Here is a 10,215-nt window from a genome sequence, read left to right as displayed (position 1 = left end):
CCCGAGGGAGGAGGCGGCGTCGGGGACGGGTGGGCCATGCTGGACATGGGCGGGCGGCGGACGTGGATGCGCGCGGCCATCCGCTCCAGCGGGCGGTTGCTCATGAACATCAGGTGCGGCCGGAACCGCGAGGTGGCGGCGAGCCCGTGCGGGGTGTAGTCGTTGCGCTCCTTGCAGCAGACGAACTCCGCGCAGACGAGCACGCGCAAGGGCGACAGCGAGAGCGTGCCGGTCTCCGTGCGCTTCACCTTCATGACGGGCGGCTTGGGCGGCGCGGTGGGCTTCTTGACGGGCATGAAGCCGTCGCTGCACAGCACGTCCTTCGGGATGGGCTCCAGCGCGAGCGTGCCGGCCGGAGCGCGCAGGTTCACCTGGAAGCCGAACACCAGCATCAGGCTGCGGTCCAGGTCCGTGGGGATCCAGAACGTCGTCTTCTTCGCCACGGAGCCGCCGGGCGTCTCATAGCGGCGCAGGAGGAACTCACGGGTCAGCTCCAGCTTCAGCGCCGTGCCCTTGTAGGTGATTTCAATGGGGCTCCAGACCAGCTCGTCCAGCACGGTGAGCGTCTGCGCGGGGAACCACGGCGTCTCCCGCAAGCGGTGGGTGACATTCCTCACGCGGCCCGGGGTGCCGAGGTTGTGCGTCCAGCTCCAGACGCTGCCCGCGCTCGGGCCGGCGGCGGCCTGGGCCTGGGCGCCACCGCCGCCCTCGAAGGACTGGTAGGGCGCTCCGGGGGCCGCGGTGAGCAGCAGGGTGTCCTTCAACAGCGTGTCGAGATCGGGCATGGAGGAGGTTCAGGAGGGGTCGGGTAGGTTCTCGAGGGTCCACGCCCCGCGTTCGGCCAGGGTGAGCGGCGCGCCGTCGGCAATGACTTCCAAGAGCGTGTAGACGTCCTTGCCGGTGCGCGGCAGGAAGACCTCGCCCTCTTCATCCGTGACGCACTCGCGCTCAGCGCCGTCAGGGCAGAGCACGCGCAGGCGGCAGTTGCGCAGGGGCTTCTGCTCCACGGTGTCGTCCACGATGCGAAAGGTGGGCAGGCCCGGCGTGACGCGAATGGAGCCGGAGATGACCGGATCCTCGCAGGCGCTGACCGCAGGACAAAAAGGGCTGTTCAGCGTGATGTGGCTGGGCTTCGCCGCGAGCAGCACCGCACCCGGCTGCTCCGGGAAGGGCTGTTGCAGCAGCAGTCCGACGACGGACTCCTCCTTCGAGGGTTTGCCTCCCGCGCCTTGGAGCCAGTTCTGGACGGTGTACGTCAAGGGCAGGCCCTGGCCACCGTTGATGAGGTCTCCGACGCTGAGGCTGCCGACGTGGCCTTCGTCGGTGTAGAGCGTCAAGGTGGCGGAGCCCGCCCCGGTGCTCCCGGAGAAGGAGGCGCGGCTGCGCGACAGCAGGCCCCCCTTCTGCCCCTCGCTCAGCCCCGCCTCGGACCACCCCGAGACGTGGAAGGTGATCTGGGGGTTGTGGAACGAGGGGCTCAGCCAGTTGTCCCGTTGGAGTTGGAGTCGGAACGTGGCGGCGACGGTGTAGTTCGCGCTGTGATGCCAGACGTTCGCCTGGGGCCCCTCCTTGGGGTCGAACCTGCGCCACTGATGAGAGACATCGAAGCGCATGCGGCAATGCAAGTAGGGGACGTTGAACCAGGGGCTGGTCATGGGGGGGCGGGGCGAGGCCGGTCCAGCAGGTCCTCAAGGAGAGGGGGGAATGTATCACGCGTGAGGCACCGCCCCGAACGTCCCCCCGGGTCGTCCTCTCGCGAGAGCGTGAGAAGCACGGACTGTGTCTGGAGCGGAGCCGCGGTGGGGTGGATGCCTTCTCGTATCCTGGCGCCATGAACGCTCTTGCCCTGCTCGCCCTGGTCGTCCCGGCAGCGTCGCCGGACGACGGCTCCCCGCAGCCCTGGTTCACGGTAGGGCCGCTGGTGAGCGTGAGCCGCCGTCAGGAGGAAGCCGCATGGGGCATGGGCGTGGAGTCCACCCTCAACCTGGCGATGCACAACAATCGCATGGGTTCTTTCAGGTCGGGTGCGCTGGGCGTTTTCGGGCAGGGCCAGTGGATGGAGGGTGACCACGCGCGGCTGTGCGGTGGAGTGCAAGGCACCTTCCTCATTTTCGGGCTGGAGACGGGCCTGGCCTACGAGACGGCGACGGCGGCCCGCCGGGCCACGACGTCGCTCCACCTGGCGCCCTTCCTCGGCTTCGTCTACGGCTCCGTGGGCGTCCGCTTCAGCGTCCCGCTGGAGAACGAGCGGGACCTGTCAGGCCGCCTCCCGTATGGCCGGGAGGTGGGCCTCACGCTGACCCTCAAGAAGCCCTTCTCTCCCATGCTCTGACATCAGCGCGTCGCGTACAGGCGGGATGGAGGCCATGTGGAGGGTGAGGGCAGGAGCGGAGGTGTCGAGGAGGGCCGCGGACGGGGCCGCCCAGGCAGTGAGCTAGGCCGGTGGAGAAGCGGCTTGAGCCGCTTGGGGTACACGCTGGCCCTGGCCGCCCTCCCATGAGGTGCGCGGCAGGGGCCTGGCTCTCTGGGCTCTGGCGGCTTGAGCTTGAACACCCTGCGGCCTGGAGGGGCCCACGCGCCGGGGCCAGCCTCGTACCTGCCGTGGGCAGGTCCAGGTGCTCCAGAATCGCTCGCACTCCTCCTGCCTCATTCACGTACGTCAGCACTCGCTGCCTGCCGCCACACCTCACGCAGGCGAACACATCGAAGTCGAACGTCCTGCTGAGCTACTCGGCGAAAGTCTCCTCGCGGCGTCTTTTCCTTCAACGGCTCCGTGCTGGCAGCTGCCTGGGGTGCCACGCTCGGCTCCTCCGCTCCCGCCTGGGAAGCAGAAATGGCCGCAGTCACGCGTCTGGAACAAAGACGCCGTGGACGCTCGTGAGGTTTGCCCGAGGCGGAGGTCCCCGCGACGCTACACGCCGTGACAGTTCCAGCCCGGTGAAGAGCAGGTGTGTGGTGCCGTCCGGCAGCGGGCGCTTCAGGCGGTAAGCGATGCGGCCATCCTCCATTCGCGACAGGCGCTCCAGCGCCAGCGTGCCACGATCCCCATCGCGGCAAAGCCGCTCCAACCCCTGCCTGTCGTTGGCATGCAGGTGCGTGTTGGCATGGAGGGAGAAGCCTTCCAGCAAGGCGCACCGGAGCTGCTTTCGGGGAGGGGACCGGGCGTCCACCCCCGTCCAGCACAGCCGTTGCTACAATGAGTGCGCTTGGTACGCCTGCAGCGCATCCTCGGGTCCTTGCGCAAGTAGGGCCCCTTTTTCTCCAGCAGGCGCAGCACCTGATGACGTACCACCCTCAGCAGCTACTCCACCTCACCTTCAGCGCATCCTGACAGTAGCGCCTACCGCCAGAAATCACCGTGATTTCGGTAACACCCGTCATCCCGGTCACGCCAATCATTTTTCAATCAAAAAACACCGAGCACCGTCAGTTGCGCGGAAGCGGGAGGTGTTCGTGAAGTATTCCAACAATGACCCGGTTGTTGGAGCCCTTGGTTCCTGGGTGGATATGGATGCGATTTTGGTGCGGCTCAATCTTTGAATGCCAGTTGAAAATTAAAAGCTCGTCACAAAATTCGCGCTCGCGCGCCTCGCGGCAACGCCGATCACGCAACGTCTCCTGATTCTCCGGACTGACCTCAATGTAATGCGCCGCAAATCCACTCTCGATAATTCTATTCTGCTTTTGAGAGAAGATATGGGATCCGTGGTCCGAGAAAATGGACAGGTGGTTGACGACTTCGTCTCGGATGTCTCGATAAGGGCGGCTGAAATCATGCAAGCCCCTCCAGAGATCATCAACAAAGCACAATTGAGGAAATGCGGAGGCAGCAAGTGTTTCCAGTGTATGGGCATCGGCACTATCAAGAATGCGCTGGCGGAAGAAGCCTACATGTGCACTCTCGTTCACAACAAAATGAAGCTGCGCCAGCCTGCCCTCAACATCAACTGGCAGCCCTCCTACCCTTCCGGCAGTGCTCAAGGTAAGGCATCCAGCAGGTTCACCTTGAAATGACCGATCATGTGCCCACGCCAGCGAAGGGGCAAAGATTCGCTCCCCATGGATAGTCACATCGAATGCAAGGATTTTGTCGTCTTGCAGCGTGGCAATTCGATCCAAGTGCCTCGATAAACGGTTTCTGAGATCTCGCTGAAGTGAAAGCAACGAATTCTCGCCAAACAGAAGTTCGTAAAGTCGCACACCCACCTGAACATGACATTCCTGGTAAACGCCTGCGTAGCAGCGTACCTCCTCGCGGCGAAGCAGGGCGGTATCAAGACGTTCGGCGAGTTCTTCGAGCGCGGCCACAGCCGCATTTAACTCGACCGAATCAAGCATCCACGGGGCATCGTCAAGAACGAAGGACATTCCTCATCTCCGAAGGCGTCGGGCCCGGGCGAGAGCAGCAAGGTCCGTGTCCATCTGGTCGAAAAAGCCCGCTGGCCATGCCGACAAATCACCTGTGCTGCGTACGTCAATTCGGCTAACCACAGGTTGGGCCTCGGCCGTCCCCTCGAAAAAATGGATGATGGCTTCGTCTGCGGCAAGCAAGCCTCGCTCTCCGATTGCGCGACGAATGCCGTTGAGAACATGGTCGCTGTGAGTCTCGACAATCACTTGAACACCATCGGCGGCAATTCGGACCAAGAAGTCTCCCATGGCGGATTGGCCTGCCGGGTGGAGATGAGCCTCCGGGTTCTCGACGATGAAGATTCCACCGGGGGGCGCAAGAAGTCCAGCAACAACCACTGGCAAAGCATAGGAAACGCCAAATCCCATATTTGTGGGCCGCGTCCACTCGCTCCTTACTCCGGGCGTCTTGTAGCGGATTGCGGTTACGTTGCTGGTGGTGAACCATTGCGCGTCGATTTCAACAGGTCGCACAGTCGAACTGATCCACCACTCCGCCTGCTTGCGCAATGTAGTAACGCCGCCTCTTTCCTCGGTTTGAGGGTGCAGTCGTCCAGCGCGGATAACCTCACGCTCAAGAACCGACAACACCTGAGCAGTGAATTCGCCTTGGTGCCCAACGCCCAATTCCGACAACGCAACCGAGTCCGCCCCTAGTACGTCACGCGGTCCCAGTCGCTCTGCGCACAAGTAATTGAAGAGCCGACCTTTCCCTGAAAGTACCGCTGGAGCCCGCTCTGGCCGCTGCATTATCTGGAGGTTCAGGCTGCGGCCTTGCTCCTCAACGGAGAACATCCAGCTATTCTGATTTAGCTCCTCGGTATCGACCTCAATGGTAATTCCCTCTTCAGGCTCTGCAGTGCCATGCAGAACGTCCAGAGCCTCTCCGAGAGCAAGTCCAAACGGGCCATTGAGCGAGACGAACTCTGGAGAGGGATGCCTAGCAGAGGCTTGGCGTAGCAGCAATAATGCGTGGATGACAGAGGTCTTTCCCGCCCCATTGAGGCCAGTCAGCACTGACATTCTCCGCAGAGGGAGCGGACATTCGCGAAACCGCTTGAAGTTTTTCAATGTGATGCCGCGAATCATGGACTTCCTCGCACGACTTCGCGAGCCACTGCGAAGCGCTTTTCGACCCGTTTCACGTAGCCAGTCGCTACACTTGTGGAAATAATATAGAACGGGTCGTCGGTCATCGCCTTTCTTGCCGCTTTGGCTATAGACTCGCGTCGCCTTTCTAGATCACCCGAATCCACTTCCGCGAGCGCAACAGACCAGCTTTCGAACAGGGCACGATTTAGCGGACTGTGCCGGTCGCTGCCCAACGGCCACTTACGAAATGCATGTGAGCCGAAGACTTTTATTGAATTTTCCATTGCCCGCGCGAAAGCGAGCTCAATTTCCTTAAGCTTGGAGTCAGGCACTTCGACAGGGCTGTCAATCTGTGATGTGACTGCCATCAGAAAATCGTCCAATGTTTTATAATGCTCGTACTGCTTGAAATCCTTGAGCGTGTAGAATGCGATGAATCGAAGAACCAGCTCGCGGTCTACCATGCGGATGTCTCCCTTGAGCGCTCCCCTCGTCGCTTCGTGGAACACATCAAGAGCCGCCAGTCGCTTCAGCAGATCACGAGAGCGTGCCTTGCTCATGCAATGGCGGATCTCTTGAGCGGTGAGAGGGCTGCCACCGGTATTGATTCGCTTGAATATGTCGAACTTGACATCCACCGGCGTCTGTGGGTCGATAACATGCACAACAATTTGCGTCTGATTGAAGCGGCGGCGCCAGATTGGAGCTAGAGCCGCGAAGCGCTTCTGCTTCAGATCTTCAAGGTACTCAACGTCAGAAGGCGTGAGTTCTCCTGAAGCGAAGGTGTTGATGGTGGACAACCGTTGCACGCCATCAACAACCTGCATTCGCCCATCCGGCTCCGCATTGAAATAGAAGGCGGGAAGCGGAATTCCTAGCAGGATGGACTCGATGAGTCGCGACTGCTGTCGCTTGCTCCAAACGTAGGCTCGTTGAAAGTCAGGCGCGAGATCTATCGTGCCATCTCCAATTTCGTCGATGACCTGCTTGAGTGAAAATTGCTTGGTCTGGATACGGATCTTGTTCGGATCCCAAGGCTTCTTGTCTTCAGCATCCCTTGGTTCGGCATTCTCAAGGAGTTCGGTAAACTCGCGTTGAATGCCAGTGGGCTGGTCATCAAAGTACTCTTCGTACTCCTGGACCTCCTCAAGCCCAGGCGTGGCTTTGTTCGACATCATGAGCCTCCCATAAAACGTAGACTGGCGATGATGCGCACCCTTTGGGGTGGGCGGAAATTTGAAACGAGGTGTGCCGGATGAATCTATTCCGGAAAATGGAGGCCAAGCAGGACGCACGGGGCACACGCCTTACTTGGACGCATTGCAGAGATAGAGGAGAGGCCATGAACCTGGATGTTCTGGCAATCAGGGCTCAAGGCTTCGGCGCGGGCGTCGTCGCCAGGGTGGTGCCCTGGGCCGCCTTCGCCTTGGTGTACTTGGCCACGCGGTTGGTGACTTCGCCCATCAGGTCGTTGGGGATGGGGACGGAGAGGTTGTACTGGGCGATTCTCCACCCGACGGGCTCCTTCACCAGCACGCCGCTGCCGAGCGCCGGGCCCAGGTTGGGCATGTCCAGCGCTTCGTCGGACTACGCCGTCTGCCCGTCCTTCGACAGGAAGACGTTGCGGGACACCGACTTGAAGCTCCAGGACTTGCCCTTCGTGAAAAAGGGCTTCGACCACGCGCGGAACTGGTCCACCGTCCAGCGCTCCGTCCCGTCCGTGCCCATGAAGACCGCGTCCGGCGTCAAGAGCGCGAAGTAGCGCGCCTCGTTCGATGCCGCCACCGCGCAGTGTCAGTCGCCCAGCACCGTGGCCACCGCCACCTTCGGGTCGGCAGGGGCCTGCGTGACGGGCGCTGTGGGGGGGGGCGGCGAGCGTCAGCCACAAGAAGGAGAAAACGGAAGGCACCGGGTTCATCTCGACGAAAAGGGGAGTCGCGGTATGAAGCGGCACGACGTGCCCCGGGGTCAAGGCGCGCGGACAATGTAGTGGTGGCGTGGTGCTCGAAAGTTTCCAAGTCGGCACGGGCGATGTGCCCACAGTGTTGCTGCAAGGCTTCCTCGGGAGCAGTCGCAACTTGCGCTCGCTCGCGGTCGCGTGGACGCAGGCCGACCCGCGCCGCCGCATCCTCCTGCCCGACCTCACCGGCCATGGCGTCTCCCCTGCTTGTCCGCCGACGCGGACCTGTCCACGCTCGCCCGCGACGTCGTGGACACGCTGGACGCCCAAGGCTTCACCGGCACCATCGACTGGGTGGGCGTATAGGCGGGATGGAGGCCATGTGGAGGGTGAGGGCAGGAGCGGAGGTTCCGAGGAGGGCCGCAGATGGGGGCCGCCCAAGCAGTGAGCCAGGTGGGTGGGGAAGCGGCTTGTGCCGCTTGGGGTACACCCTGGCCCTCCTCGCCGCCCGCCCATGGGGTGCGCGGCAGGGGCAAGGCTCCTCTGGGCCCTGGCGGCTTGAGCTTCAACACCCTGCGGATTGGAGGGGCCTGCATGCTAGGGCCGGCCTTGCACCTGCCATGGGTAGGCCCAGGGGCTCGAGAATCGCTCGCCCCCCTCCTGCCTCGTTCACGTACGCCAGCACTCGCCGCCTGCCGCCACACCTCACGCTGGCCCACACGTCCAGCGCCCTACGTGCGGCGTCCCGTTGTACGCGGTGCCCCAGCGACCTTGAGCATCCCGCCTGGGGTAGAACCGGCGGAGCAGGCTGTCAGACCGCTAGGGCATGCTTCCTGCGACGGACACCCGAGTGAAGGACGTTCATGGCAACCCTGAAACAGCTGGCGTTCCGGATGGCGCGGACCCCTGCCTCCGGCTCGCTGGTGCGCTTCGGCTTCGCGCACGCGGACCGGCTCCTACCCCTCACCTCCGTGGATCGCTCGGAGCAGGCCGCCATCTATCGCCACCCGCGTCCCGTCTACGGCACCTTCCACCACATCGCCGTCCCGCTGCGGGGCGTGCCGGACGTCTTCGCGCTGGCGCACCCTCGCCACGCCGGACTTCGCGCGGGCCTCTTCGCCCTCATCGCCGCTGCACGGCAGCGGGCCCCCGCGTCGGTACTCGTCAACGCGGGACCTCGACAGGACGTGGGGCAGGTGCACTTCCACCTCACGGATGACACGCCCTTCTCCGACGCCATCCGCTCGGAGCAGCTCACCTGGCCGGATTGGGACGCGGCCGTCCGTGCGCTGACCTCCGTCCCCGACATCCAGGAGCGCTACCGCGCTGGCTTCTCCTTGCTCCAGGACGCGGGGGACCCGCGGGTCCGCCTCATCTGACCGCAGTGGGGGACCAGAAGCCCGCCAGTGCTCCCGAGGCATGGGCCTCGGTGTAGCGGCGCAGGTCCTCCGCGTTGTCTGCTTCCAGCCAGCCGGACGCGATGGGCACGGCGTGGACCGCCACTCCGTCGGAGATGAGGTCCTGGAGGAAGGCTGTCATGGAGATGTTCCAGTAGCGCGGGTCCTTCGCCACGCGCTGCTCGAAGCGCTCCATGAGCGCATGCAGGACTCCGGGGCCGAAGCGCAGCAGCCCGATGTACTGCCCCTGCACCTCCTCCACCGAACGCACCCGCGAGCCGATGTCCACAATGCGCTCGCCTTCCAGGCGCAAGGACTCGCAGTCCGTCGTGGGGTCCTCCATCCGCAGCTCCCAGAGCCGACGCCACTGCGTGTCGATGGCGACCTCTACGTCCCGGGACGCAGCGAGCATCCGCGCCAACACCTCATGCTTGAAGACGATGTCCCCATAGGAGACGAGCACCGGCTCCGTGCGAGACACCACCGGCAGGCTGAAGCGCAGCGTGGAGACCATGTTGCCGGTGGTGTACGCCGGGTTCACCACGACGCGCACGTTGCGGCCCGCCTTCGTCAGTTCGGGATACGCGCCGGCCATCACCGTGACGTCCACGCCGAAGTGCGCGTAGACGGCCAGCTGATGGTCGAGCAGCGGGGCTCCCGCCAGCTCCACCAGACACTTCGGCCGGTTCGCCGCGAGCGGGCCCATGCGAGTGCCCAGGCCCGCGGCCAGGATGATGGCTTTCATGGTTCGTATGCCTCCATGACTTCAAGAACTGCGGGAAGGTGACGGGGCTCCCGCTCGGGGTGCCAGAGGATGCCCAGCGCGCGCTGCTTCCTGTTCGCGAAGGCCTCCACCGCGCCGTCCTCCGAGCGCGCGAGGACGTCCCATCCGTCAGGCAGGGAGTCCTCCGCCACGCCCCAGTGGTGGAAGCTCGCCACCTCCGCCGGGCCCCGCCACGTATTGGCGAGCGGACCCGTCAGCGCGTGGCGCACGCCCACGTGGCCTTCGAGAGGCACGAGCCGCATTCCAGCGAAGAGCGCGAGCATCTGCGCGCCCCGGCACACGCCCAGCACCGGCGTCCGCGTCCGGGCGGCGAGCGACAACAGGACCGACTCCGTCTCATCACGCGCAGGAACGGAGTCCTGTCCCGTTCCCGGAGCGTCGTTGCCTCCACTCAGGATGACGAGCCCCGGACGGATGGCTTCGAACTGGGCGACAGCCGCGGCGGCCACGTTCACCGCGGGGAAGGGCACCCAGCCGGCCTCCCACAGGCCTGAAGCCCAGGAGTCCTCGAGCGCATCCCGCACCTCCGGACGCCCGGGGACACGGTCGCTGCGCTGGGTGATGAGGACCACTCGGCGCTCACTCATGAACGAGCCTTCGCCCCCCGCAGTCCAACGTCATCACCCGCCCAC

At 63.9% G+C, this 10,215-nt stretch carries 10 protein-coding genes and 1 pseudogene; 2 read left to right on the top strand and 9 right to left on the bottom strand.

Annotated elements, in window-relative coordinates:
* Together D7W79_RS32115 and D7W79_RS32110 are read right to left on the bottom strand one after the other, a co-directional pair.
* Positions 1–785: hypothetical protein (locus D7W79_RS32115; protein WP_147442150.1), on the bottom strand; the 785-nt coding region annotated here is incomplete at its 3' end.
* 9 nt (positions 786–794) lie between these two features.
* Positions 795–1,613: a hypothetical protein gene (locus tag D7W79_RS32110; RefSeq protein WP_147442149.1), complete on the bottom strand. Its 819-nt coding sequence runs from the start codon at positions 1,611–1,613 to the stop codon at positions 795–797.
* Between the two features lie 218 nt (positions 1,614–1,831).
* Here D7W79_RS32110 and D7W79_RS32105 point away from each other — a divergent pair, with 218 nt between their 5' ends.
* Entirely contained in the window at positions 1,832–2,332 is a 501-nt protein-coding gene (locus tag D7W79_RS32105) for a hypothetical protein (RefSeq protein ID WP_120529177.1), read from the top strand.
* A 511-nt stretch (positions 2,333–2,843) separates the two neighbouring features.
* Here the strand turns inward: D7W79_RS32105 and D7W79_RS32095 are convergent.
* From D7W79_RS32095 to D7W79_RS46050, 5 genes and pseudogenes are all read right to left on the bottom strand, one after another.
* The gene (locus tag D7W79_RS32095; RefSeq protein ID WP_244222088.1) at positions 2,844–3,128 is read right to left on the bottom strand and encodes a transposase; all 285 of its coding nucleotides are present in this window, start codon (positions 3,126–3,128) and stop codon (positions 2,844–2,846) included.
* A 298-nt stretch (positions 3,129–3,426) separates the two neighbouring features.
* On the bottom strand, positions 3,427–4,368 hold the full coding sequence (locus tag D7W79_RS43350; RefSeq protein ID WP_147442148.1) for a hypothetical protein: 942 nt from the start codon (positions 4,366–4,368) through the stop codon (positions 3,427–3,429).
* Between the two features lie 3 nt (positions 4,369–4,371).
* On the bottom strand, positions 4,372–5,499 hold the full coding sequence (locus D7W79_RS32090; RefSeq protein WP_120529176.1) for an AAA family ATPase: 1,128 nt from the start codon (positions 5,497–5,499) through the stop codon (positions 4,372–4,374).
* A complete protein-coding gene (locus D7W79_RS32085) occupies positions 5,496–6,677 on the bottom strand; it encodes a DUF262 domain-containing protein (RefSeq protein WP_120529179.1) in 1,182 nt (393 codons plus the stop codon). The genes D7W79_RS32090 and D7W79_RS32085 overlap by 4 nt, the downstream gene beginning before the upstream one ends.
* 196 nt (positions 6,678–6,873) lie before the next feature.
* Positions 6,874–7,230 (bottom strand): annotated as a pseudogene (locus D7W79_RS46050) (nuclear transport factor 2 family protein).
* 1,035 nt (positions 7,231–8,265) lie between these two features.
* Here D7W79_RS46050 and D7W79_RS32065 point away from each other — a divergent pair.
* Positions 8,266–8,781, top strand: coding sequence for a hypothetical protein (locus D7W79_RS32065; protein ID WP_120529175.1), 516 nt, complete (start codon positions 8,266–8,268; stop codon positions 8,779–8,781).
* Here the strand turns inward: D7W79_RS32065 and D7W79_RS32060 are convergent.
* Together D7W79_RS32060 and D7W79_RS32055 are read right to left on the bottom strand one after the other, a co-directional pair.
* The gene (locus D7W79_RS32060; RefSeq protein ID WP_120529174.1) at positions 8,774–9,544 is read right to left on the bottom strand and encodes a phosphocholine cytidylyltransferase family protein; all 771 of its coding nucleotides are present in this window, start codon (positions 9,542–9,544) and stop codon (positions 8,774–8,776) included. The genes D7W79_RS32065 and D7W79_RS32060 overlap by 8 nt on opposite strands.
* The gene (locus D7W79_RS32055; RefSeq protein ID WP_120529173.1) at positions 9,541–10,170 is read right to left on the bottom strand and encodes a gamma-glutamyl-gamma-aminobutyrate hydrolase family protein; all 630 of its coding nucleotides are present in this window, start codon (positions 10,168–10,170) and stop codon (positions 9,541–9,543) included. The genes D7W79_RS32060 and D7W79_RS32055 overlap by 4 nt, the downstream gene beginning before the upstream one ends.
* Positions 10,171–10,215 lie beyond the last annotated feature (45 nt).

This window comes from Corallococcus exercitus (assembly GCF_003611585.1).
Lineage (GTDB): Bacteria > Myxococcota > Myxococcia > Myxococcales > Myxococcaceae > Corallococcus > Corallococcus exercitus.
The sequence above is the reverse complement of the archived record's forward strand: the minus strand, read 5'-3'. Positions and strand labels throughout refer to the sequence as shown.